General features: G+C 74.7%; 26 protein-coding genes and 1 pseudogene. 19 read left to right on the top strand and 8 right to left on the bottom strand.

Annotated elements, in window-relative coordinates; translation table 11 throughout:
* Positions 1–39: 39 nt before the first annotated feature.
* The gene (locus H488_RS34650) at positions 40–1,155 is read right to left on the bottom strand and encodes a fatty acid desaturase family protein (RefSeq protein WP_017834847.1); all 1,116 of its coding nucleotides are present in this window, start codon (positions 1,153–1,155) and stop codon (positions 40–42) included.
* A 53-nt stretch (positions 1,156–1,208) separates the two neighbouring features.
* Positions 1,209–2,261 (bottom strand): ferredoxin reductase, encoded by a 1,053-nt coding sequence (locus tag H488_RS34655; RefSeq protein ID WP_017834848.1) that lies wholly within the window; start codon positions 2,259–2,261, stop codon positions 1,209–1,211.
* Positions 2,262–2,364: 103 nt separating this feature from the next.
* On the opposite strand from H488_RS34655, the gene H488_RS34660 reads away from it, so the two are divergent.
* Entirely contained in the window at positions 2,365–3,573 is a 1,209-nt protein-coding gene (locus H488_RS34660; RefSeq protein ID WP_229588109.1) for a PucR family transcriptional regulator, read from the top strand.
* A gap of 19 nt (positions 3,574–3,592) precedes the next feature.
* On the opposite strand, the gene H488_RS34665 is transcribed toward H488_RS34660, so the two are convergent.
* Entirely contained in the window at positions 3,593–4,408 is an 816-nt protein-coding gene (locus H488_RS34665; RefSeq protein WP_017834850.1) for a lysophospholipid acyltransferase family protein, read from the bottom strand.
* Between the two features lie 248 nt (positions 4,409–4,656).
* On the opposite strand from H488_RS34665, the gene H488_RS34670 reads away from it, so the two are divergent.
* The 7 genes from H488_RS34670 to H488_RS34690 all read left to right on the top strand — a co-directional run bounded on the left by H488_RS34670 (position 4,657) and on the right by H488_RS34690 (position 9,406).
* On the top strand, positions 4,657–5,055 hold the full coding sequence (locus H488_RS34670; RefSeq protein WP_017834851.1) for a DUF4870 domain-containing protein: 399 nt from the start codon (positions 4,657–4,659) through the stop codon (positions 5,053–5,055).
* Between the two features lie 161 nt (positions 5,056–5,216).
* A complete protein-coding gene (locus tag H488_RS0119205) occupies positions 5,217–5,501 on the top strand; it encodes a hypothetical protein (protein WP_017834852.1) in 285 nt (94 codons plus the stop codon).
* Positions 5,502–5,539: 38 nt separating this feature from the next.
* Positions 5,540–6,112, top strand: coding sequence for a hypothetical protein (locus H488_RS36270; protein WP_017834853.1), 573 nt, complete (start codon positions 5,540–5,542; stop codon positions 6,110–6,112).
* A gap of 34 nt (positions 6,113–6,146) precedes the next feature.
* Positions 6,147–6,719, top strand: a complete 573-nt coding sequence (locus H488_RS34675; protein ID WP_017834854.1) for a hypothetical protein — start codon at positions 6,147–6,149, stop codon at positions 6,717–6,719.
* A gap of 73 nt (positions 6,720–6,792) precedes the next feature.
* Positions 6,793–7,197, top strand: a complete 405-nt coding sequence (locus H488_RS34680) for a hypothetical protein (protein WP_017834855.1) — start codon at positions 6,793–6,795, stop codon at positions 7,195–7,197.
* Positions 7,194–8,753, top strand: coding sequence for a hypothetical protein (locus H488_RS34685; protein WP_150110407.1), 1,560 nt, complete (start codon positions 7,194–7,196; stop codon positions 8,751–8,753). The genes H488_RS34680 and H488_RS34685 overlap by 4 nt, the downstream gene beginning before the upstream one ends.
* Positions 8,723–9,406: an ABC transporter ATP-binding protein gene (locus H488_RS34690; protein ID WP_017834856.1), complete on the top strand. Its 684-nt coding sequence runs from the start codon at positions 8,723–8,725 to the stop codon at positions 9,404–9,406. Before H488_RS34685 ends, H488_RS34690 begins: the two co-directional genes overlap by 31 nt.
* On the opposite strand, the gene H488_RS34695 is transcribed toward H488_RS34690, so the two are convergent.
* The gene (locus tag H488_RS34695; protein WP_017834857.1) at positions 9,370–10,065 is read right to left on the bottom strand and encodes a response regulator; all 696 of its coding nucleotides are present in this window, start codon (positions 10,063–10,065) and stop codon (positions 9,370–9,372) included. The genes H488_RS34690 and H488_RS34695 overlap by 37 nt on opposite strands.
* Positions 10,066–10,247: 182 nt before the next feature.
* On the opposite strand from H488_RS34695, the gene H488_RS37535 reads away from it, so the two are divergent.
* Positions 10,248–10,433, top strand: coding sequence for a hypothetical protein (locus H488_RS37535; RefSeq protein WP_017834858.1), 186 nt, complete (start codon positions 10,248–10,250; stop codon positions 10,431–10,433).
* A gap of 86 nt (positions 10,434–10,519) precedes the next feature.
* Positions 10,520–11,737: a sensor histidine kinase gene (locus H488_RS36275; protein WP_017834859.1), complete on the top strand. Its 1,218-nt coding sequence runs from the start codon at positions 10,520–10,522 to the stop codon at positions 11,735–11,737.
* Here H488_RS36275 and H488_RS34705 read toward each other — a convergent pair.
* Positions 11,666–12,952 carry an MFS transporter gene (locus tag H488_RS34705; protein WP_017834860.1) on the bottom strand — a complete coding sequence of 429 codons (1,287 nt, stop codon included), beginning with the start codon at positions 12,950–12,952 and terminating at the stop codon, positions 11,666–11,668. The genes H488_RS36275 and H488_RS34705 overlap by 72 nt on opposite strands.
* Before the next feature lie 56 nt (positions 12,953–13,008).
* On the opposite strand from H488_RS34705, the gene H488_RS34710 reads away from it, so the two are divergent.
* From H488_RS34710 to H488_RS34730, 7 genes and pseudogenes are all read left to right on the top strand, one after another.
* Positions 13,009–13,647 (top strand): DNA-3-methyladenine glycosylase I, encoded by a 639-nt coding sequence (locus H488_RS34710; protein ID WP_017834861.1) that lies wholly within the window; start codon positions 13,009–13,011, stop codon positions 13,645–13,647.
* Between the two features lie 58 nt (positions 13,648–13,705).
* Positions 13,706–13,915, top strand: a complete 210-nt coding sequence (locus H488_RS34715) for a hypothetical protein (protein WP_017834862.1) — start codon at positions 13,706–13,708, stop codon at positions 13,913–13,915.
* 157 nt (positions 13,916–14,072) lie between these two features.
* Positions 14,073–14,906: a PhzF family phenazine biosynthesis protein gene (locus H488_RS34720; protein WP_017834863.1), complete on the top strand. Its 834-nt coding sequence runs from the start codon at positions 14,073–14,075 to the stop codon at positions 14,904–14,906.
* 37 nt (positions 14,907–14,943) lie between these two features.
* Positions 14,944–15,120, top strand: a pseudogene (locus H488_RS0119215) (acyl-CoA thioesterase); the annotation flags it as partial.
* Positions 15,121–15,190: 70 nt separating this feature from the next.
* Positions 15,191–16,060, top strand: a complete 870-nt coding sequence (locus tag H488_RS34725; RefSeq protein WP_017834865.1) for an SMP-30/gluconolactonase/LRE family protein — start codon at positions 15,191–15,193, stop codon at positions 16,058–16,060.
* Between the two features lie 5 nt (positions 16,061–16,065).
* Complete coding sequence (locus H488_RS37540) at positions 16,066–16,239, top strand: hypothetical protein (RefSeq protein ID WP_017834866.1); 174 nt, start codon at positions 16,066–16,068, stop codon at positions 16,237–16,239.
* A gap of 60 nt (positions 16,240–16,299) precedes the next feature.
* Positions 16,300–17,004: a TetR/AcrR family transcriptional regulator gene (locus H488_RS34730; RefSeq protein ID WP_017834867.1), complete on the top strand. Its 705-nt coding sequence runs from the start codon at positions 16,300–16,302 to the stop codon at positions 17,002–17,004.
* A 1-nt stretch (position 17,005) separates the two neighbouring features.
* On the opposite strand, the gene H488_RS34735 is transcribed toward H488_RS34730, so the two are convergent.
* On the bottom strand, positions 17,006–17,551 hold the full coding sequence (locus tag H488_RS34735) for a GNAT family N-acetyltransferase (RefSeq protein ID WP_031283769.1): 546 nt from the start codon (positions 17,549–17,551) through the stop codon (positions 17,006–17,008).
* Positions 17,552–17,682: 131 nt separating this feature from the next.
* Between H488_RS34735 and H488_RS34740 the strand changes: the two genes are divergently transcribed.
* Both H488_RS34740 and H488_RS34745 read left to right on the top strand, forming a co-directional pair.
* Positions 17,683–19,809, top strand: coding sequence for a 3-hydroxyacyl-CoA dehydrogenase NAD-binding domain-containing protein (locus H488_RS34740; protein ID WP_017834869.1), 2,127 nt, complete (start codon positions 17,683–17,685; stop codon positions 19,807–19,809).
* A gap of 46 nt (positions 19,810–19,855) precedes the next feature.
* Complete coding sequence (locus H488_RS34745) at positions 19,856–21,094, top strand: acyl-CoA dehydrogenase family protein (RefSeq protein ID WP_017834870.1); 1,239 nt, start codon at positions 19,856–19,858, stop codon at positions 21,092–21,094.
* Between the two features lie 75 nt (positions 21,095–21,169).
* On the opposite strand, the gene H488_RS34750 is transcribed toward H488_RS34745, so the two are convergent.
* A complete protein-coding gene (locus H488_RS34750) occupies positions 21,170–21,508 on the bottom strand; it encodes a hypothetical protein (RefSeq protein ID WP_017834871.1) in 339 nt (112 codons plus the stop codon).
* A 259-nt stretch (positions 21,509–21,767) separates the two neighbouring features.
* Positions 21,768–22,108, bottom strand: a 341-nt coding sequence (locus tag H488_RS38135; protein ID WP_237740477.1) for a hypothetical protein, incomplete at its 5' end; no start/stop codon positions are given.

Here is a 22,108-nt window from a genome sequence, read left to right on the forward strand (position 1 = left end):
GCATCGCGGCCGTCCGGCCCGTCGTCGTGCGGGGACGGATCAGGGCAGGGCCAGGCGGAACACCTTCGCCCACGCGGAGGCGACCTGCTTCGGCAGGGGCCCGGTGGTGTAGGGCAGCTCGTAGCGCTCGCAGATCTCGCGCACCTTGACGGCGACCTCGGCGTAGCGGTTCGAGGGCAGGTCCGGGAACAGGTGGTGCTCGATCTGGAAGGACAGGTTGCCGGTCATGAGGTGCATCAGCCTCGACCCGGAGATGTTGGCCGAGCCGATCATCTGCCGCACGTACCAGTCGCCGCGGGTCTCGCCCTCGATCTGCTCCTCGGTGAACGTGTCCGCCCCGGCGGGGAAGTGGCCGCAGAAGATCACGGCGTGCGCCCAGACGTTGCGGACGGCGTTGGCGGTCAGGGTCGCGGTCAGGGCCTGCTTCCCGGAGCCGGCCAGGGCCGCGGCGGCGGGGGTGGCCACGTAGTCCTTCGCGGCCTGCTTCAGGAACTTCGCCCCGAGGGCCTTCAGGCTGCGCCGGAGCTCCGACTTCGGCTTGCGGCCCTCGCGGTACTCGTCGAGCTCGAGGTCGTAGATGGCGATCCCCCACTCGAAGACCGGGGCGAGCAGCGCGTTGTACACCGGGTTGCCGAGGTTCCAGGGCTTCCACTCCTGGTCCTCGTCCATGCGCAGGATGGTGTACCCGACGTCCCGGTCCTTGCCGACCACGTTGGTCCAGGTGTGGTGCAGGTCGTTGTGGGTGTGCTGCCACGCCCGGGACGGGGTCACGAAGTCCCACTCCCAGGTGGTGGAGTGGATGTCGGGATCGCGCATCCAGTCCCACTGCCCGTGCAGCACGTTGTGCCCGATCTCCATGTTCTCCAGGATCTTGGCGACGGTCAGCATGCCGGTGCCGGCGAACCAGGCGGGCTTGTGCTTGGCGAACAGCAGCGTGGCGCGCCCGGCCAGCTCGAGGGAGCGCTGCGTGGCGATGACGCGGCGGATGTAGGCCGCGTCCTTCGCCCCGCGGGTGGCGATCACGGACTCCCGGAGGGCGTCGAGCTCGCGGCCCAGCTCCTCGACCTGCTCGTCGGAGAGGTGCGCGGCGGCGGAGGGCTTGGCCGACTCGGTGGGGCGGCCCGAGTCGAGCAGGAAGGGGGTGACGATCGTCATGGTGTCGGTCCTTTCGGAACGGGGTCGGGGAACGAGTGCTGGAAGCTTCGGGGTCAGGCGTCGAGGCTGACGGGACCGGCGGCCGTGGACACGCAGGTCTGGACGAGGTGGCCGGGCTCGCCGTGGACCTCGCCGGTGCGGGTGTCACGGACCTGCCCGGAGAGCAGCGGGGTCACGCACGCGTGGCAGATGCCCATGCGGCAGCCGCTGCGCATCATCAGACCGGCGTCCTCGCCGGCGGCCAGGAGGGTCGTGGCGCTGTCGGCCTCGACCTCCTTGTCGGACTTCTCGAAGGTCACGCGCCCGCCCTCCCCGCCGGAGCCGGGGGCGACCACGGCGGCGAAGCGCTCGACCCGCAGCTCGCCCTCCTCCCGCTGCCAGAGCGCCTCGGCGGCGTCGAGGAAGTCGGCGGGGCCGCACGCGTAGGCGGCGCGGTCGCGCCAGTCGGGGCACGCGGTGTCGAGGTCGGCGGTGGCCGCGAGGTCGAGGCGGCGGCCGCGCTCGCCGGTGAACCACTGGACCAGGCGGAAGCCGGGGAACTGGTCGGTGAGCTCCAGCAGCTCCTCGCGGAACAGGGACTCCTCCGGGGAGCGCGAGGAGTGCACGAGCACCAGGTCGGCGTCCGGGCGGCGGGGCACGAGGGTGCGGATCATGGACATGACCGGCGTCAGGCCGCTGCCGGCGGTGAGCATCAGCAGCGGGCGCGGGCTCTCGGGGAGGACGAAGTCGCCCTCGGGCGGGGCGAGGAACAGCACGTCACCGGGCCGGGTCCCCCGGACGAGGGCGGTGGAGACCTTGCCCATCGCCGTCACCGTGATCGCCGGGTCCTGGCCGGCGCCCGTGCTGAGGGAGTAGGAGCGCCAGTGCCGCACGCCGTCGATCTCCACGCCGATGCGGGCCCACTGGCCGGCCTCGTGCGCGTTCCAGCCGCGGCCGGGGCGGAAGCGGATCGTCACCGAGTCCGCGGTCTCGGGCACCACGGCGGTCACCAGGCCGCGCAGCTGGCGGGCGCTGGCCAGGGGGTCGATGAGCCGCAGGAAGTCCTCGGGGGAGCGGGGCGTGGTGAAGGCCGAGGCCAGGCGGGTGAACAGTCGCAGTTGGGGCACGTAATAACTGTGCCCCAAATCCGACGGCAGTTCTCGTCCCGTCGCGTACTCTTTCAGCAGAGAAATTGTGGTGTCGGAATGAAAGCGGGGGATCGTGGAGCGGGTGGACCACACGACGGAGCACGCGCAGCCGGGGCGGCGGGCGGACCGGGAGCTGCCGTGGACCTCCCTGCCGCCGGCGCTGACCCCCCTCCTGGTCCCGCACCTGCCGGCGGTGACGGAGGAGCTGCTGGACGCCGTGCGGCTCGACGTCCCGGTCTACGCCCGGCCGCTGGAGGGCCTGTTCGGCGACAGCATCCGGCGCGGGGTCGAGGTGGCCCTGACCCGGTTCCTGCAGCTGCCCGGCACCCAGCAGCCGGCGCTGATGGGGGACGACCGGCGGGTCTACGAGGGGCTCGGCCGCGGCGAGGTGCGCGAGGGCCGTCCGATGGACGCCCTCTTCGCGGCCTACCGCTCCGGGGCGCGCACCACGCTGCGCTCGCTCTCCCGCGTGGCCATGGACGCGGGGTTCGAGGCGTCCGTGCTGATCGGCCTCGCGGAGTCCGTGTTCGCCTACATCGAGGAGCTCTCCGCGGCCAGCGCCGAGGGCTATGCCATGGAGCAGTCCGAGCGTGCCGGGGAGCGGGACCGTCTGCTGGACGCGCTCGCGGACATGCTCGTCCGCGGCCACGTGGTGGAGGACGCGGTGCGCACGGCCGCCGCCGCCGCGGGGTGGCCGGTGCCCGACCGGGTGGTCGTGGTGACGCTGGCCGCCGACCGGCGGGTGGGGCTGCGCTCGCGCCTCGGGGAGCGGGCGCTGCTCACGTCCCGCCCCGGCGACGTGGTGGCGGTGGTCCCCGAGCCCTCCTCGCCGACCGGCCGCCGGGAGCTGGAGCGCGCGCTCACCGGCCGGGGAGCGGTGATCGGCCCGGGCCGGCCCTGGTACGCGGCCCCCGAGTCCCTGCGCCTGGCCGTGCTGACCCGGGATCTGCTGCAGCGGGAGGAACCGGCCGACGCCGGGCCGCTGTGGGTCTCGGAGCACCTCATGGAGCTCGTCCTGCACAGCGAGCGCAGTGTGGTCGCGGACCTCGCCGCGCAGTGCCTGGCCCCGCTGGACGAGCTCAAGGCCGGGCAGCGGGAGCGGCTGGTCGCGACCCTGCTGTGCTGGCTCGAGCACCACGGGCAGCGCGCGGCGATGGCCGCCGAGCTGAACATCCACGAGCAGACGGTGGGCTACCGGGTGAACCAGCTCCGGGAGGTCTTCGGGGACCGCCTCAACGACCCCAGGAGCCGGTTCCAGCTCGAGCTGGTGCTGCGCGCCGGCTTCCGCTGAGACGGTGCCCCGGCCGGGCTCAGCCGGTGCGCTTGTAGGCCTCCCGCTCCCGGGCGTCGGCGTCGATCTGCTCCTGGACCGTGATCGCGCTCCCGCCCCGGTGCGCCGGCATCCACCACGCACCCGGCTCCGGGGTCACGGGGTAGCTGTCGATGCACCGGTCGATCCCCTCCTGCAGCAGCGCGCGCAGCCGGGCGCTCGCGGCGCGGACGTCCTCGTCGGGGTCCACCCGCAGCACCGGGCCGACGTGCACGCGCACCGGCGTGCGCCACACGTCGCGCAGCCGGATCCGGCCGCGCCCGCGGGTGAGCATCCGGTGGCCGCCCCACACGGACACCGGGATGACGGGGGCGCCGGTCTCGGCGGCCATGCGCACGGCGCCGGTGCGCAGCGGGCGCACGGTCCAGCTGCGGCTGACCCCGCCCTCCGGGAACACCGCGAGGAATTCGCCGCGCGCCAGCTTGGCCACGGCCTCGGCGTAGGCCGGGGCGCCGTCGGCGCGGTCGACCACGACGTGGTCGCACAGCCGGCACACCGCCGTGACGAAGGCGCTGCCGGTGTGCTTGCGGGTGATGAGGAAGCGGGAGTGGGCCCGCAGCCGGCGCCAGACCACCAGCTGCGCGAAGACGAAGTCGAGGTAGCCGAAGTGGGTCACCGCCACGACGGCGCCCCGGCCCGGGCGGACCTCCCGGTGCAGGCCGCGCACCACCTGGTCGGTGGGCAGGTGCTCCTCGCCCGAGGCCAGCAGGGGCACGCGGAAGAGCTTCACCGCGGCGAGGCCGGCGAGCACGATGGCCCGGTAGGCGTACTTGTTGGGGCGCAGCTGCGGAGCCACGGGCCTCCCTCGGGAAGAGGCCCGCGGGGGCGGGCCGGGAACGGTCTGCCGAGAATCGTAGACCAGCGCGCGTCGCGTCGTCGTCGTCGGTGCCGTGCGTGACGGCGGGGATCCGCCGCCGTCATGTGCGGTCTTCCCCCATACCGGGCGCGGGCCCGGCCCCGATACGCTGGCTGCACCGCGCCGGTCCGGCGTCCGCGGCACCGGGTGCCGCGACCGGTTCCGCCACTGCCCACCAGGAGAACCCCATGTCCTACCTTCCACCGTCAGCACCCCGTCCGCAGTACCGGGCGCAGGGGGACGACCGCACCATCGCGGTCCTCACCCACCTGTCCGGACTGATCGGCGCGCTGGTCTCCGTCGGGTGGCTCGGATTCGTGGGTCCCCTCGTCGTCTGGCTCGTCCACCGCGACAAGAACGCGTTCCTGCGCGCCACCTCCGCCGGGTCGTTCAACTTCAACCTGTCCATGTGGCTGCTCAACGTGGTGGCGTGGGTGTGCCTGTTCACCGTGATCCTGATCCCCGTGGCGATCGTGCTGTGGATCCTCGCCGCGGTCCTGCTCGTGGTGTGCCACGTCCTGGCCGTGCTCAAGGCCAACAAGGGCGAGGTGTACCGCTACCCGCTCCAGCTGCCGGTGCTGCAGTGACGTCCTTCCGGACCGGCCGGCGGCATCCTCCGGACGGTCCGGAACCATTCCTTCGGCCGATGGCCGAGGCCTCCCGGCTCTCGTAGATTCTGAGCCATCACCCGGGGAACCCGCCGGATGATGCACCCCCCACAGAAACCTCGGGAACACAGGAGCTCTTCATGACCACCCCCCGCACCCCCTCCGTCCGCACGGTCCTGCCCGTCTCGGCCGCCGCCTCCGTCGCCGTCCTCGGCCTCGTCCTCGGCGGTGTCGGCATCGCCTGGGTCGCCGGCTCCCTCGGCATCTCCGCCGCGTCCGCGAGCCAGATCGTGGCCGCGGTCGAGGCAGGCGGCTGGGCGCTGACCCTCGTGGCCGCGATGTTCGGCTTCGGCATCGGCGGCGCGGTCGTCGGCACCATCCGCTGGTACCTGTCCAAGAAGGCCCGCAACCTGGCCATCGCCTGAGCCGCCGCCCGCTCCGCCGACCCTGCCGGGACCCCGCCATGAAGACCGTGCCCACGGACCTCCGCACTGCTCCCCGCGACGCCCGGGCCGCGCGCCGCACCCTCGGGTGGGCGGCGGCGGCCGCCACGGCGCTCTTCGTGGCGGGGTTCCTGGTGGGCTACGAGAGCATCTCCCGCGTCCCCGCGACCCTGCAGGACACGGCCGGCGCCGGTCAGGACCACGACGGGTCCTTCGGCGCCATCGTGGTCCGCAACCTCGGCGCCGCCGCCCTGCTCTACAGCGGCGTACTCACCGGCGGCCTGCTGACCGGCACGTCCCTGGCGCTGCTGTCGGTCTACGTGGGGGCCACGGCGAAGATCGGCGTGCTCAACGTCGGCGCCGCCGCGCTCGTCGGTGCGGCCGGGTGGTACGCGGGGCTCGAGTTCCTCGGCTGCCTCGTGGCCGCGGCCGCGGGCCTGCTCCCCCTCACCGCCGCCCTCACCGCCCGCCGGCACGGCCTGGTGCGCGGCTACCTCACGGCGCTGCCGGCCTCCCTCGGCGTCCTCGCCCTCGCCGTCGCCCTCCTGCTCGCCGCCGCGGGCATCGAGGCGGCGCTCATCGCCCGGCGGTGAGCGCCGCCGTTCCCCCGCTATCGGAAGGCCCCCGATGTCCAGCCTCCACGTCTCCGCCCACCCCGGCGCCGGGACCCCTGCCACCCGTCCGCTGCCGGCGACCACCCGGCCCGTCCGGACCGTCCTCTGGGCGGTGGGGCTCGGGCTGCTGCTGCTGCGGCTGCCGGCGACCACCGACCAGATGCAGGACCAGGCCGCGGCGGCCGTGACCGGCGAGCTGGAGGGGGTCGACCCGTCCCTGATCGGGCTCTCGGTCAACGTCGCCGTGCTCGTCGGCGTCCTGGTCTTCGCCGTGGTCCTCGCCCTGTACCTCTGGTTCGCCGGGCTCCTCGAGAGCAGACTCCTCCCGCAGGGCCTGCCGCTCGGCGGCGGGCAGCGGATCGGGCTCTACACGCTGGTGGTCGGCGGCCTCACGGTGCTGTCCCAGGGCTGGGCCCTGGCCACCGGGCGGATGGCGGAGGGACCCGTGGAGGCCGCCGCGGTGCTGGTCCTCGCCCTCGCCGCGGCGCTGCTCTACCGCGGCCGGTGGAGGTCCTGCGGCGCCGGCCGCCAGGTGCTCGTGGTCGTCGTCGCCGTCGCGACCGCCGCGCTCGTCGCCATGGTGTGACCCGGCCACCGTTCCCGCCGCCGGCCCCGCCCCCCACCACTCATCAGATCCTCGACCACCAGGAGTGCCCACCGTGCCGACCCTCACCCAGAACCACGTCCGACTGGTCCTCGTCACCGTGGCCGTCCTGAGCGCCGCAGCCCTGACCGCGATCCTCCTCGAGGGCCGGGGCACCAGCACCGTCCCGGTCGGGCTGTGGTCCCTCCTCGTGGGCGGGCTGGCGGTCGCCGGGGTGCTCCTGCCGCTCGTGGCCGCCGCGACCCCGCTGTCCCGCCCGCGCTCCGTGGCACCGGCCGCGCTGCTGTTCCTGGCCATGACGGCCCACGCGACCTTCCTCGACGAGCAGCTGAGCGGGTTCCCCGTGGGCTGGCTGTGCACCATGGGCGTGGTCGTCGCCCTCGCGGGCACGGTCGTGCTCCTGTTCAACGCGCTCGGGCTGCGCCGGGAGCGGTCCGGGACGCGCAGCAGGCTCTCGTGACGACCAGCGCGACCGCGAGCCCCACGAGCGGGTCGGTGCGGCGGCGGCCGCCCGCCCCGCCGGCCCGCCGCCGTCTCCGGCTCCTGGTGGACCTGCGGATCGCGGACCTGCTGCAGGCGCTGGGCACGTCCGTGCCGGTGGACACGGCCCGCCGCATCGTGGTCGGGGCCGCCGCCGGAGCCGTGCTCCTGGCGCTCGCGGCCGGGATCCTCGCGGCGCGCGCGGCCGCGGTGCTGGCGCCGGGCGCGGACGTGGTCGGGCTCTTCGTGCTGCTCTGCGCCTACGCCGGGCTCGGCGCCCTCGCGGGCGAGACCCTCGGCCGGTTCCGCAGCTGCGTCAGCGACCACCCGCAGCGGGACTTCTTCGTGGGCCTCGACGTCCGGGCCGCGGACGTGTTCGTCGTCCACGCCCTCCCGCGCGTGGCCGTGGCGAGCGCCGTGTGGGGCGCCGCGGGCCTGGGGGTGCTCGCCGGGTCCGTCCTGGCCGGGCACGGGCCCGGGGCCGCGGGGACGGCACTGCTGCTGGGGACGCCCGTGGCCTTCGGCGCGCTGACGGCCGCCGGGGCGCTGCGCTCCGCCGCCCGCCCCGAGAACGGGCGCCGGCACTTCCCCGCGGTGCTCGCGGCGGCGTCCGTCCTGGCCGGGGCCGGGGCGCACGGGGCGGTGCTGCTGCTGGCCCCCCTCGTCCCCGGCGCCCTCGTCCCGGCGGCCGGTGCGGCACCCGGTCCCGCGCCGGGGCTGCCGGAGCCCGTCCTCCTCGCCGGTCTCACGGCGGTCGCGGCCGTCGGCGCGGCCGGTGCCGTCGCCGGCCGCCGCGCCCTCGCGGCGGTGTCCTTCCCGGCCCGGCGCGCCGCGCCCCCGGTGCGCCGGCCGCGCCTGAGCGGTCCCGCGGTCCTGCAGTTCGCCCGGGTGCTGGGCGTCCAGCGGGCGCACGGGTGGCGCCTGCGGGCCCAGCAGCGGATCACCGTCGCGGTCGCCGCCGCGACCACGGCGCTGCTCGGGGCGACCTCCGCAGGTCTCCGGATGCCGCCGCTGCCCGCCGTGCCGGACGCGGCGTGGGAGGCGGCGCTGCGGCCCACCCTGGGCTTCGCCGCCCTCATGACGGGTCTCGCTCTCGCGGAGCTCGTGAGCTCGGACATCGGCGCCTTCCGCTACGGCCGCCACCTGCGCACCGCCGTGGAGTCCGGGGCGTCCCGCTCCTCCGTGGCGCTGGGGCACCTCACCGCGCTCACCCTGCCGCTGCTGCTGCCGGCCCTGCTGCTCGTCGTCGCGGCCCGGGTGCTGACGGGGACCCTGTCCGCGGCGCCCGCGGCCGTGGTGCTGGGCGCGGTGTGGGCCGCGACCGTCGCGGAGCACCTGCTGCCCCCGCCGCGCACGGTCGAGGGGACGGGCGCGGACAGCCCGCTCACGGGGGTCCTCACCGTCGTCCTCGCCGCGGCGCCCGTGGCCGTCCCGCTGACCTTCCCCGCCACCGACCCGTGGATCGTCCCCCTGCTCGCCCTGACCCTCGCCGGAGGTGCCCTCACATGCCTGCACCGCTCCCTCACCCGCCGCTGATCCACGTCGAGGCGGTGAGCGCCGGCTTCGACGCCGGGCGCCCCGTCCACCGGGGGCTCACGCTGCGGATCGACGCCCCCGGGCTGACGCTGCTTCAGGGGCCCAACGGCTCCGGCAAGTCGACGCTCGTCGAGGTCCTCAGCGGGCATCTGCCGCAGACCGCGGGCACGGTCACGCTCGCCGGCGTGGACGCACGCTCGCCGGAGGCCTCCCGGGTGCGCCGGATCTGCCGCACCGAACCGGCGCTCTACCCCACGATGACCGCACGGGACCACGTGGTGTTCGCGAGCGGCTGGTGCGGGGCCGACCCGCAGGAGGGGCTGCGCCGGGCGGAGCGCCACGGGCTCGGACCGTGGCTGGACGAGTCCGCCGAGCACCTGTCCACGGGCAACCGGCGCAAGCTGTGGACGATCGTGTGCACCAGCGGCGACTTCGACGTCGTCGTCCTGGACGAGCCGTTCAACGGACTGGACGGCGCGTCCACGACGGTGCTCTGCGAGGAGCTCACGGAGTGGGCGGCGCGGCGCGCGGTCCTGGTGGTGGCCCACCGACCGCCGGCGCAGCTGGCGCCGGACGCGGTGCTGACCCTCCCCGGCGGCGCGGACCCGCGGGCGGCTCAGGACGAGGGGATCGTCACCAGCCCGGTGCGGTAGGCCTTGATCACCACCTGCACCCGGTCCCGCACCTCCATCTTCGTGAGGATGTGGCTGAGGTGGGACTTGACGGTCGGCTCGGACACGAAGAGCGCGGCGGCGATCTCGCGGTTGCTGAGGCCCTCGCAGAGCAGGGCCACGACCTCGCGCTCCCGCGCCGAGAGCCCCTCCACCGCGGCGACGTCCTCCGGCCGCGGCCCCGCCGGCTCCGGGTCCGCGACGACGCTGCGGACGAGGGTGGCGGCCACCCGCCGGGAGATCGCGGCCTCCCCGGCCAGCACGCTGCGCACGGCGCCCACGATCTCGTGGGGCTCGGAGTCCTTGACCACGTAGCCGCTCGCCCCGGCCCGGAGCGCGGGGATCACCCAGTCCTCCGAGTGGAACGTGGTCACGGCCAGCACCTTCACCTCCGGGTGCTCGTGCGTGATCGCACGGGTGGCCTCGATGCCGTCGAGGACCGGCATCTGAAGGTCCATGACCACCACGTCCGGGCGCAGGGCGCGGCACTGCTCGACCGCCGCCCGGCCGTTGCGGGCCTCGCCCACGACCACGAGGTCCTGCTCGGCGTCGATGAACACGCGCAGGGCGCGGAGCATGAGCTGCTGGTCGTCGACGATCAGGACCTTGACGGGGCTCGTCGCCGGCGCGTGCTCGTTCATAGCTCTCACCGTAGCGGAGAGGGGCCGCGGCGCCGGCGGGACGGGGCCGCCCGGCGCGCGGGTCCGCCCAAGGGATGACCCCCGGCCATCCTCCCGGATGACCCCGCGGACCCCACCCCTCGGCGACCATGGTTCACGACCGCACACCGATCGGGTGCGGCGCACTGCCGGAAGGACCCCCCGTGAACACGCTCTCCGCCGCCTCACTGCTCGCCGCCGTGCTGCTGACCGCCGGCGGTGTCCCCACCGCCGTGGCCCCGGAGCCGCCGGTCGCCCTGGCGCCGGTCCTGAAGGTCGACCCCGGCACCGACAGCCCGGACGGGCACACGAGCCGCGGGTGCTCGTTCCTCTTCCTGCGCTGGTGCTGATCCGGCGCGCTCCCGGACGGGCCCGGCGCCCGCGGCTATCCTCCGAGGTGGACCGGAGCACCGGGCCACCGCACCGGAAGGACCGCATGGCACGCCGCGCAGCGCAGCAGGACCGCCGGCCCGGCCTGGGCGCGCTCCTGCCGCAGGGGATCGCCCGGGCCCGCCCCCTGCACCGGTGGGTGCGGGCGGCCCTGCTGCTGTTCATCACGGTGAGCGCCCTGGACGCCGTCCGGCTCGTCCTGACCGGCCCGGGCCTGGGCTTCGGGGACCGGGACTACGAGCTGCTGCTCGTGGTCCTCGAAACCGCCACGGTCGCCGTCCTGGCGCTGCGCTCCAGCTGGACGTGGCTGCCGCTCGCCGCGCTGCTGGTCCTGCTCCACCCCCAGGCCAACCCGGGCAGCTACATGGTCGTGATCCCGCTGGTCCTGGCCTTCTCCGCCTACGGGGCGGCCCTGCCCGGACTCGCCGCGGCCGTCGGGGCCTTCCTCGTGTGGCAGACCTCGTGGGCCGTCAACGTCTCGGTCGTGGGCCCGCAGTTCCTCTGGAGCTACGTGCCGCTGACCCTGGTCCTCCTCCTGCCCGGTCTCGTCCTGCGGGCCCTGAGTGCGCAGCAGGAGCTGGACCGCGTCGAGATCGCCGCGGGCCAGGAGCGCACTGCCCACGCCCTCGAGCAGCAGCGCCTCGAGCTGGCCCGGGAGCTGCACGACATCGTCGCCCACGACCTCACGCTCATCGCCATGCAGGCGCGCTCGGGGGCCTACTCCCGGGACCCGGAGACCATGAAGGAGGCCCTGGACGTGGTGGGCGACTCCTCCCGCGCGGCACTCAAGGACCTGCGCCGGCTGCTGGGGATCATGCGCGTGGAGCCGGGCGCCGGGCTCGCGCAGGACTCCAGCGCCGCCGCGGCCGTCGACACGGGCCGGGGCCTCGAGGAGGTCGCGGCCGCGCTGCGGGAGGTCGGGTTCCGCACGGACACCCGGGTGCGGGGCGACCTCGCGCGGATCCCGGAAGGGGTGCGGCCCACGGTCCAGCGGGTCCTCCAGGAGGGGGCGACGAACATCATGAAGCACGCGCCCGCCCGGACGAGCTGCGTGCTGGCCGTGCAGGTCGACGAGGCCGACGTCGTGGTCGAGGTGCACAACGCCGCGGGGCCGGGCTCCGGGCCCGGCCTCCCGGCCTCGGGGTACGGGCTGCTCGGGCTGCGCGAGCGCGTCCAGCTGCTCGGCGGGGAGCTAGCGGCGGGACCGGCGGACGGCGGCTGGCGCGTCGGCGCCCGCATCCCGCTGGGTCCGGCCGCCGTGTGAGACCACCACGACCGCCACGAGGACGAGCAGGGCCGCGCTGAGCCCGTCGAAGCCGATCAGCGCCAGCACCGGTCCGGCGAGCGCCCCGCCGGTCGCCCCGGCGAGGTTCATGAACAGGTCCGAGACGCCCTGCAGCTTCGGCCGCTCGGCCGGCGGGACGGCCTCGGCCACGAGCGTGGAGCCCGCGACCGTGGAGGCGGACCAGCCGAGCCCGAGCAGGACCAGGCTGACCGTCACCAGCACGGGGGACGTCGAGCCGAACCAGGACAGCACGAGGGACGCCACGAACAGGGCCTGGCCGAGCAGGACGGTGGGGCGGCGCCCGGCCCGGTCCGCGAGCCAGCCGAACACGGGGGCGAGGGCGTACATCCCGGCCACGTGCAGGCTGATGGTCAGGCCCACGACGCTCAGCGATGCCCCGTGGAGGGTCAGGTGCACGGGCGTCATGGACATGAGCGCCACCATGACGGCGTGGCTCAGCGCCACGGTGAGCACGGCCCGGCGGGCCGGCGACGAGGCCCGCAGCACCGCCAGCCCGCCCGCGGGGGAGGGCTTGCCCCTGCCCGCGGCCTCGCCGTCGGCCACGGCCAGCAGCAGGGGGTCCGGCCGCAGCGCCGTGAGGTAGACCAGGGCCCCGAAGGCCTGCGCCACGAGGGCGATGACGAATCCGCCCGTCAGCGCCGGCAGGCCCAGGGCCCGCCCGAGCAGCTCGCCCGGCTCGAAGAGGTTGGGGCCGAGCACCGCGCCGATCGTCGTGGACCAGACCACCAGGGAGAGGTCCCGGGCGCGGGTGTCGTCCGCGGCCAGGTCGGTCGCCGCGAACCGGGACTGGAGGTTGAGCGCCGAGCCGGCGCCGAGCAGGGCCAGGCCCAGCAGCAGGACGGGGAAGCTCGAGAGGACGGCGGCGCCGATCGTGATCGACGCGCCCGCCATGGCGGTGAACGCCCCGGTGCTGAGCGAGATCCGCCGGCCGCGGGCCTGGGCGAGCCGCGCGAGGGGGACGGCGAGCAGGGCCGCGCCGAGGGTGTTCATGGTCGCGGCCATGCCGGACCAGGCGGAGGAGCCGGAGACCTCGGTGACGAGGAGGGCGCCGAGGGCCAGGGTGGCGCCGACGCCCAGCCCACCGAGGATCTGGCCGAGGGCGAGGACGCGGACGACCCTCCGCTGCAGGGCGCGCCGGTCCACGGCGGGGTTCGTCGGGTGCATGACCGCCATCCTATACCCCTGGGGGTACTCGCTCCGGGTGTGTCGGAGCCCCTCGGTGTGGTTCGATGCTCGGCATGAGCTCCCTGCCCGATCCCGCGACCGGACTCGTCCTCGGCGAGGACGGGCTCGCCCGCCCCGTCTGGGCCGCCACGGACCCGCTCCTGCGCGAGTACTACGACACCGAGTGGGGCGTCCCCGTGCGGGACGAGCGGGGGCTCTACGAGCGGATCTGCCTCGAGGGCTTCCAGTCCGGGCTGTCCTGGGCCACGATCCTGCGCAAGCGGCCCGCCTTCCGGGCGGCCTTCGCGGACTTCGACCCGGACGCGGTCGCCGGCTTCGGCCCGGCCGACGTCGACCGCCTGCTGGGCGACGCCGGGATCGTGCGCCACCGGGGCAAGATCGAGGCCGCCGTCGGCAACGCCCGCGCCACCGTGGCCCTGCGCGCCGAGGGCGGGCTGACCGAGCTCGTGTGGTCGTTCCGCCCGGCGCGGACCCCGCGTCCGCGCACGGCGGAGGAGGTCCCGACCCGCTCGCCGGAGTCCGAGGCCCTGTCCCGGGCCCTGCGGGCGCACGGCTTCCGCTTCGTGGGGCCGACCACGATGCACGCGCTCATGGAGGCGGTCGGGATCGTCGACACCCACCTGCTCGGCAGCCACCGCCGGGGCAGCTCCGGGGTGTGGCCGGAGGCACCGGAGGGTGCGTAGGATTCCTGGCACCGAACCCGACGACGCCCCGCGTCGCCTTCCGGCAGGAGGCCCGGCCATGTACGACAACAGCGAGCAGCGCAGCGCGGTGCTGCCCCTGGTGCTGAGCACCGTGGGCTCCGTCCTGGTCGGCCTGGTGGTCCGGAGGCTGCGGGAGGACCGGGCGGCGGCCCGTGGCGGGACCGCCGCCGGGCCCGCCGGCCGGGACGCCCGGCGAAAGGGACGGGCCCGGCCCGCCCGGAGGAACACGCGCGGGCCGGTGCTCTGAGACCATGACGAGCCACGCGATCAGCTGGGTGGACGTCTTCTCGCCGGCGCCGCTGGGCGGCAACCCGCTCGCCGTCGTNGGTCGCCGCCAAAATAGTTTCGAAAAGGACGGGCCCGGCCCGCCCGGAGGAACACGCGCGGGCCGGTGCTCTGAGACCATGACGAGCCACGCGATCAGCTGGGTGGACGTCTTCTCGCCGGCGCCGCTGGGCGGCAACCCGCTCGCCGTCGTGCACGGGGCCGACGCCCTCGACGAGGACACGATGGCGCGCTTCGCCCGCTGGACCAACCTCTCCGAGACCACGTTCCTGCTCGAGCCCACGGTCCCCGGCGCCGACTACCGGGTGCGGATCTTCACCCCCGGCGGGGAGCTGCCCTTCGCGGGTCACCCCACGCTCGGGACGGCGTCCGCCTGGCTCGCCCTCGGCGGGGAGCCCGCGGGAGCGGACGTCGTCCAGGAGTGCGGGGTCGGGCTGGTGACCGTCCGGCGCCGCGAGGGCAGGCTCTCGTTCGCCGCCCCGCCCCTGACGCGCTACGAGCCCGTGGCGGAGCCCGCGCTGCTGGACCGGGTGGCGCGGTCCCTGCGGCTGGACCCGTCCGCGCTGCTCGACGTGTCCTGGCTGGACAACGGCCCCGGCTGGATCGGGGTGCGCGTGGCCGACGCCGGGACCGTGCTGGGCGTGCGTGCGGACTGGTCCGCCATGGCCGGGCTCAAGCTCGGCGTGGTGGGCCCCCACCGCGAGGGCGCCGAGTGCGCGGTCGAGGTGCGGGCGTTCGTGGGGGACTGGGTCGTGGAGGACCCGGTCACTGGCAGCCTCAACGCGGGCCTGGCCCGGTGGCTGACGGACAACGGGTGGGCCCCGGAGCGCTACGTCGCCGCCCAGGGCACCGTGCTCGGGCGCACCGGGCGCGTGCTGCTGGAGCGGGACGCGGACACCGTCTGGGTCGGCGGCCAGGTCAGCCCGGTGGTCCGCGGGACCGTGGAGCTGTAGCCGACGGTGCGGAGGGCGCCCTCGGTATCGTGGGGGCATGACCACCCAGGACATCACCTTCCGCACCCGCAAGTGGGTCGAGCCGGAGGACCTCAACGCCAACGGCACCCTGTTCGGCGGCAGCCTGCTCCGCTGGATCGACGAGGAGGCGGCGATCTACGCCATCGTCCAGCTCGGCAACCAGCGCGCGGTGACGAAGTACATGTCGGAGATCCTCCTGAACCCCGACCGGGACCGGATCCCCACCACGGCGCTGCCCGCGGTGCACGAGAAGGGACTCTGAGATGGCGGCACGGCGGCTGCGCGCCGAGCGGATCACCGACTCCGTCACCTACCACGGCGAGGGGCCGTGCTGGTCGGAGTCCTGGGGCGGGCTGCGGTGGGTCGACATGCTCGCCGGGGACGTGCTGTCCCTCGGCGCGGACGGCGAGGTGCTCCGCAAGCACGTCGGGGACGTCGTGGCCTGCGTGCGCCCGCGCGCGACCGGGGGAGCGGTGCTGGCCCTGGAGGCCGGCGTGGCCCTCGAGGACCCGGACGGCACCGTCCATCCGGCCGAGCAGCTCTGGGAGCCCGGGGCGGTCCGGATGAACGAGGGCGGGGCCGGCCCGGACGGCTCCTTCTACGTCGGCTCCATGGCCTGGGACCAGACGGAGGGCGCGGCCACGCTCTGGCGCGTGCACCCGGACCTGCGCGGGGAGCCGGTCCTGGAGGGCGTCACCGTCTCCAACGGCATCGCCTGGTCCCCGGACGGCGCGCTGGCCTACTACAACGACACGCCCACCGGGAAGGTCGACGTCCTCGACTGGTCCCCGGACGGGGGTCTGCACGGGCGCCGCACCTTCGTGGTGCCCGAGCTCGCGGAGGGGGACGTCCATCCCGACGGGCTGACCGTCGACGCCGAGGGCGCAGTCTGGGTGGCGCTGCACGGCGCCGGGCAGGTGCACCGCTACACGGCCGACGGCGCCCTGGACACCGTCGTGGAGGTCGGCGCGCGCCAGACGACCGCGTGCTGCCTGGGCGGGGAGGACCTGCGCACCCTCTACGTCACCACGTCCCGGGAGAACCTCGCCCCGGACGAGGACCCCGCCGCGGGCTCCCTGTTCGCGGTCCGGGTCGACGTTCCCGGCCTGCCCGTCCTGCCCTTCGCGGGCTGAGCGCGGTGCGGAACCCCAGGCGCACCGCCGGACTGCTGTGGCTGCTCGTGCTCGTGTGGGCCGTCGCCCTCGTGGGCTCCCTGCTCAGCGGGGGCACCTCCTCGGCGCTCTCCTTCGCCGTGCTCGGGGTGCTGTGCGCCGCCGGGGCGGTGTTCTTCGGCGCCCGGGCCCGCCGCTGACGGGCTCGACCCGCACACGGCGGGAGGCCCGGGTCTACCATCGTCAGCGAGGAGGCACCCATGACCGAGACCCCCCGGGCGGCCCCGGACGTCGTCACCGGCTCGATCCGCCTGCTCGCGGAGCAGGGCTGGGACGCCACGACCGTGGACCGGCTCGCGCTCGCCGCGGGCATCAGTCGGGCCACGTTCTTCCGCAAGTACGGGTCCAAGGAGGACATCGTCTTCGCGGACCACGCCGCGAACCTCGAGCGCCTCGAGCAGCAGCTGGCCCGGGCGGGGGAGGAGCCGGGCACCGATCCGGCCGTCGCCCTGCGGGACGGCGTGCTGCTGGTCTTCCGCCACCACCTCGACCACCGCGAGCGGGCGCTGGCCCGCAACGCCCTGCTCCGGCAGGTCCCGCAGCTGCGGGACCGGGAGCTCATCACGTCCCACCGCTACGAGCGGGTCCTGCGGCGCTACCTGCGCTCCGCGCTGCCCGACTCGCCGGGGCGGAGCACGCTGGCCACGGCGCTGTCCGCCGCCGCGGTGGCGGTGCACAACGCCGCCCTGCGGGCCTGGCTGCGCGCACCCGACACCGACCCCTCGGCCGAGTTGGCCGGGCAGCTCGAGCGCCTCGCGCACACGCTCGTCTCCGGCTACGAGGACGGCGCGGCGCGGCCGGCCGCCGCGCCCGGGGCCCGCCCCGCCGTCGTCGTCACCGTCCTGGACCCCGGCGCGGACACGGAGGAGATCCTGGCGTCCGTGCGGGACGCCCTGCGCCGATGACTCAGACCTCGTCGGCGAGGATCGCGTAGATCAGCTCGTCGCGCCACTCGCCCAGCTGGCGGTGGCTCTCGCGCAGGGTCGCCTCCAGGCGCATGCCGATGCGCTCGCAGACCTTGGCGGAGCTCACGTTGAGGGCGTCCAGGCTCGCGCAGACCCGGTGGGCGCCCAGCTCGGCGAACGCGAACCCGATCGCGGCGCGGGCCGCCTCGGAGGCGATGCCCCGGCCCGCGTGGTCGGGGTGGACCACCCAGCCGATCTCGACCTGCGCGGCCGCCGCCTCCGTGAGGGTCAGCACGATCTCGCCCACGAGCTCCCGCGAGCCCCGGGGGGAGACGGCGAAGCGGACGGAGTCGCCGTCCCGGCCCCACGGCCGCAGGCCGCTGTTCTCGGCCAGGGTGCGCTCGCACTCCTCGCGCGTGCGCGGGCCCCGCCACGCGTACTGCGCGTAGTCCTCGCGGCTCTGGTAGGAGTGCATGGGCTCGAGGTCCGCGCCGTCGAAGCGGCGGAACGCGAGGCGCTCGGTCTCTGGGGGCAGCACGTCGATCATCACCAGCCAGAATACGGCCTGAACGCCCCGGAACCGCACGCCGCACCACCACACTGAGACTCAATCCCTTGACCTGAGACTCGGTATCAGTCAGAGTGGTGACGATCACACCACTCGTCAGGAGTCCGCCCATGGCACCCGCCGCGCCCGCCCCGTCCTTCCCCTCCACCGTCGCGGTGGACGTCGAGCAGCTGGTCCTGCCCGGACGCTCCGCGCCCGTCGCCCTGGTGCGGCTGGACTCCACCCCGCCGGGCGGGCTGATCATCTGGGGCTCCGCGGCCCTGGAGCAGCTCCGGGACGTCCTGGGCTCGATCGACCAGTCGGCGGTCGAGGCCATCGTGGTCACCGGCAACGCCCGGTCCTTCGGCGCGGGGGCCAACCTCAAGGAGATCCGCCACGCCCAGCTCAGCGGCGTCTCCGACCGGTACGTGGGGCTCGGCCACGAGGCCTTCGGCGTCCTGGCCGACGCGAGCGTGCCCACCTTCTCCCTGCTCACGGGTCAGGCCCTGGGCGGCGGGCTCGAGCTCGCCCTGCACACGGACTACCGTGCGGCCCACCCGCGCACCGGCCCGCTCGGACTGCCGGAGTGCAGGCTCGGCTTCTTCCCCGGCTGGGGCGGCGTGCACCTGCTCCCGCACCTGATCGGCCCGGCCGCGGCGCTGCGCGTCATCGTGTTCGACTCCCTGCGGGGCCGGAACACCAAGGCGGCGGAGGCCCTCGAGCTCGGCCTCGTGGACGTGGTGCTCGACGCCGCCCCGGGGACCGGGGAGTGGGACACCGCCTGGCAGCGGTGGGTGGCCGGCACGCTCGACGCGCTCGACGCGGGGGAGACCCGCCGCCGCGCGGGCACGCCCGGCGGCACCGGGGAGCAGGAGTGGCAGGACGCCGTGGACCAGGCCCGGGACCGCGCCGAGCGCACCTGGCACGGCGCCGCGCCGGCACCGCTCGTGGCGATCGACCTCGTGGCCGACGCCCGGACGGAGTCCCGCACCGAGAACGGGACGAAGGCCGTGGCCGCCTTCGCCGAGCTGGTCCGCGGGGACGTGGCCAAGGCCTCCCTCTACGCGTTCGAGCTCGTCTCGGCCCGCTCCCGGCAGGCCGCGGACGTGCCCGCCGCCGAGCCCGTGCCCCTGCGCAAGGCCGCCGTGATCGGCGCCGGCCTGATGGCCGGACAGCTCGCCTCCCTCATCGCGAGCGGCGCCCGGATCCCCGTGGTCATGACCGACCTCGACGACGAGCGGCTCGCCGCCGGCGTGGCCCGGACCCGGGAGCGCTTCGCCGCGCAGGCGGCCAGGGGCCGGATCAGCGCGGAGCAGGCCGAGCAGCTCGGCGCCCTCGTCACGGGGGCGAGCGGGCCGGAGGACCTCGCCGACGCGGACTTCGTGATCGAGGCCGTCTTCGAGGACCTCGACGTGAAGAAGAAGGTGTTCGCCCAGTGGGAGGAGGTCGTGCGCCCGGACGCGATCCTCGCGACCAACACGAGCTCCCTGTCCGTCACCGCCATGGCGGAGGGCCTCCGGCACCCCGAACGGGTGGTCGGCTTCCACGTCTTCAACCCCGTGGAGGTCACCCCGCTCCTCGAGATCGTCGCCGGGCGGCGGACCGGCGACGCGGCCCTCGCGACCGCCTTCGAGCTCGCCGCGGCGCTGCGCCGCACGGCGGTGCGCGTCCAGGACGCCCCCGGCTTCGTGGTCAACCGGGTGCTGACCCGGCTGTTCGACGTGATCGTCCAGGCGATCGATGCGGGCACGGACGTGGCGGCCGCCGACCACGCCCCCGATCCGATGGGCCTGCCCATGACCCCGCTGCGGCTGCTCGACTTCGTGGGCCCGGCCGTGCTGCACCACGTGGACGAGACCATGCACCGGGCCTACCCCGAGCGCTTCGCGCGGTCCCCGTGGATGGACGCGGTGGTCGGGGCGGGCCTCACCCACGTGCTGCCCACCGAGCAGGCCCCGGGGACGGGCGCGGACGGCTACCTCGCCGCCGACGCCGCCCGGCTGCTCGAGCGGACCCGGGCGGAGCACCCCGCCGGCGCTCCCGTCCCGGCGGAGGAGCTGCTCGTGCGGGTGCAGGACGCCCTGGCCGAGGAGATCGGCGCGATGCTGGCCGAGGGTGTCGTCGCCGGGCCCGAGGACGTGGACCTGTGCATGGTCCTCGGCGCCAACTACCCCTTCCACCTGGGCGGGATCACCCCGTACCTCGACCGCACGGGCGCCTCCGAGCGCGTCCTCGGCCGCCGCTTCCACCAGGACTGACCTTGTCCCCGACCTCCCACCAGCCCACAGAACGAAGGACCCAGCCATGACCGCCACCCCCGAGACCGGCGCGACCCTGTTCCCCGCCGGCACCGTGGAGCCCGACTACGTCCTCGACAAGGCCCTCGACACCGACGCCGCCGGCGCGTTCGACGCGGTCTCCGACACCGACCGGGGGCACTGGATGCGCGCCCGCCGGTTCGTCCAGGAGGACCTGTTGCCCGTCATCGGCGAGCACTGGGACCGCTCGGAGTACTCCCTCGACCTCGTCCGCCGGCTCGGGGAGCTCGACCTGCTGCGCGACGGCGTGGCCGTCGACGGCTACGAGCAGATGTCCAAGACCGCCGCGGGCCTGATCAGCATGGAGCTCTCCCGCGGCGACGGATCCATCGCGACCGTCTCCGGCGTCCAGGGCGGGCTCGCGATGCGCTCGATCGCCATGTGCGGCTCCGAGGAGCAGCGGCAGCGCTGGCTGCCGCGGATGGCCACGGGCGAGCTCCTCGGCGCGTTCGCCCTCACGGAGCCCACCCACGGCTCCGACTCCGTCAGCCTCGAGACCCGTGCCACCCCGGTGGACGGCGGCTGGGTGCTCAACGGGGAGAAGAAGTGGATCGGCAACGGCTCGATGGGCGGGATCACCGTGGTGTGGGCCCGCGCCGACGAGGACGGCCAGGTCAGGGGTTTCGTGGTCCCGCAGGAGAGCGAGGGCTACACCGGCACGACCATCCGTGGAAAGCTCGCCCTCCGGGCCATCCACCAGGCGCACCTCCGGTTCGAGAACGTCTTCGTGCCCGAGGAGAACGCGCTGCCGGCGGCACGGTCCTTCAGGAACACCGCCGACGTCCTGTTCGCCACCCGCATCAGCGTGGCGTGGGGCGCGGTGGGGCACGCCCAGGCCTGCTACGAGACCGCCGTGCAGTACGCGGCCCAGCGCGTGCAGTTCGGCCGCCCGCTGGCCGCATCGCAGATCGTGCAGGAGCGGCTGGCCCGGATGCTGAGCGAGCTCACCCAGATCCAGCTCCTCGTGGCACGGATGACCGAGCGGGAGGAGGCCGGCCGACTCACCGCCGAGCAGGCGTCGCTGGCGAAGTACACCTCCACGCGCACGGCCCGCTCGATCGCGGCCAACGCCCGGGACCTCCTGGGCGGCAACGGCATCCTCATCGAGAACCGCGTGGCCCGCCACTTCGCGGACATCGAGGCGCTGCACACCTACGAGGGCACCGAGACCGTGCAGGCCCTCATCATCGGACGCGGGATCACCGGCATCTCCGCCTTCGTCTGAGCTCGTCCGGGGCCACATGACGACGGCGCCCCGACCATGCAGGCCGGGGCGCCGTCGTGCTCGGTCCGGCCGGGCTCAGAGGTCGGCGCCGCCGTGGAACGAGTCGTTGCTCGGGTCGACCTCGTCCTCGAACGCGGGGTCCTCGGGGACGTCGAGGTCCGCGATCGCCTCGCCCATGCGGGGCTCCTCGGGCGGGACCTGCTCCTCGCCCGCCTCGTAGCGGGCCTCCGCCGTCTCGTCCCGGAGCTCCTGCTCCGAGGGGACCTCCGGGTGCTCGGGGTCCACGCGCTCGTCCTGCGCGCCGGCCTCGGCGCCCTCGATCAGCGGATCCTCGCGCCAGTGCTCGGGGTCGACCTCGGCGGCGCCCTCGTAGGTGTCGGGGGTCTCCGGCAGCTCTTCCGGTGAGGTGCTCATCTGCTGTCCTTTCGGGTCGTGGCATCGATGTGCCATCAGCCTACGCACTGCCGTCCCCGCCGCTCCGGCCGCCGGCTCGTCCGGTGGACGGGGGAGCGCCGGGAGCTGCGACGAGGAGGCATCCGCCCGGCCCTCCGGGGTTTTGACGGTCCTGCGGGGCGTGTGTAATGTATTCCGAGTCGCCGCAAGGGACGCGAGAGATCGCCCCGGACGGCAACGCCGAATCCGGCGGACCGAACCCCTCGAACCATCAGGCCGATCATCGCTGCGCGGTGGCCGACAGCTTGTGGGCCGGGACCGGGTCGGGTACGCTGGTGGAGCTGTTTCGGGCAGCAGCGAGAAATCGCTGCGGCCCACGGCGCCGAATCCGGCAGATCCATAAATTCTCCTCCCGAAGGACTTTTACGCCGCTGAGCGACGGAAAAGCGATTTGGGAAAGCGGAGAAGATCGGGATAAGCTGAGGAGGTCGCCGCGGGGAGAGCGAGAGATCGCGAGAACCGAGCGAAAAAGAATTCCAACACGGTTTCCGGGTGTGGTGCCTGGTTGCTGGTCTGTTGTTTGAGAACTCAATAGTGTGCCATGTTTGTTGATACCGGATG

It is taken from the genome of Kocuria sp. UCD-OTCP (assembly GCF_000349605.1).
In the GTDB taxonomy this organism is placed as follows: domain Bacteria; phylum Actinomycetota; class Actinomycetes; order Actinomycetales; family Micrococcaceae; genus Kocuria; species Kocuria rosea.

Bases quoted from the DNA above. Each gene is read 5' to 3' on its own strand.
- H488_RS34650 (WP_017834847.1), bottom strand. From the start codon at position 1,155: ATGACGATCGTCACCCCCTTCCTGCTCGACTCGGGCCGCCCCACCGAG.
- H488_RS34670 (WP_017834851.1), top strand. From the start codon at position 4,657: ATGTCCTACCTTCCACCGTCAGCACCCCGTCCGCAGTACCGGGCGCAG.
- H488_RS0119205 (WP_017834852.1), top strand. From the start codon at position 5,217: ATGACCACCCCCCGCACCCCCTCCGTCCGCACGGTCCTGCCCGTCTCG.
- H488_RS36270 (WP_017834853.1), top strand. From the start codon at position 5,540: ATGAAGACCGTGCCCACGGACCTCCGCACTGCTCCCCGCGACGCCCGG.
- H488_RS34675 (WP_017834854.1), top strand. From the start codon at position 6,147: ATGTCCAGCCTCCACGTCTCCGCCCACCCCGGCGCCGGGACCCCTGCC.
- H488_RS34690 (WP_017834856.1), top strand. From the start codon at position 8,723: ATGCCTGCACCGCTCCCTCACCCGCCGCTGATCCACGTCGAGGCGGTG.
- H488_RS34695 (WP_017834857.1), bottom strand. From the start codon at position 10,065: ATGAACGAGCACGCGCCGGCGACGAGCCCCGTCAAGGTCCTGATCGTC.
- H488_RS36275 (WP_017834859.1), top strand. From the start codon at position 10,520: ATGGCACGCCGCGCAGCGCAGCAGGACCGCCGGCCCGGCCTGGGCGCG.
- H488_RS34705 (WP_017834860.1), bottom strand. From the start codon at position 12,952: ATGGCGGTCATGCACCCGACGAACCCCGCCGTGGACCGGCGCGCCCTG.
- H488_RS34710 (WP_017834861.1), top strand. From the start codon at position 13,009: ATGCTCGGCATGAGCTCCCTGCCCGATCCCGCGACCGGACTCGTCCTC.
- H488_RS34715 (WP_017834862.1), top strand. From the start codon at position 13,706: ATGTACGACAACAGCGAGCAGCGCAGCGCGGTGCTGCCCCTGGTGCTG.
- H488_RS34720 (WP_017834863.1), top strand. From the start codon at position 14,073: ATGACGAGCCACGCGATCAGCTGGGTGGACGTCTTCTCGCCGGCGCCG.
- H488_RS34725 (WP_017834865.1), top strand. From the start codon at position 15,191: ATGGCGGCACGGCGGCTGCGCGCCGAGCGGATCACCGACTCCGTCACC.
- H488_RS34730 (WP_017834867.1), top strand. From the start codon at position 16,300: ATGACCGAGACCCCCCGGGCGGCCCCGGACGTCGTCACCGGCTCGATC.
- H488_RS34735 (WP_031283769.1), bottom strand. From the start codon at position 17,551: ATGATCGACGTGCTGCCCCCAGAGACCGAGCGCCTCGCGTTCCGCCGC.
- H488_RS34740 (WP_017834869.1), top strand. From the start codon at position 17,683: ATGGCACCCGCCGCGCCCGCCCCGTCCTTCCCCTCCACCGTCGCGGTG.
- H488_RS34745 (WP_017834870.1), top strand. From the start codon at position 19,856: ATGACCGCCACCCCCGAGACCGGCGCGACCCTGTTCCCCGCCGGCACC.
- H488_RS34750 (WP_017834871.1), bottom strand. From the start codon at position 21,508: ATGAGCACCTCACCGGAAGAGCTGCCGGAGACCCCCGACACCTACGAG.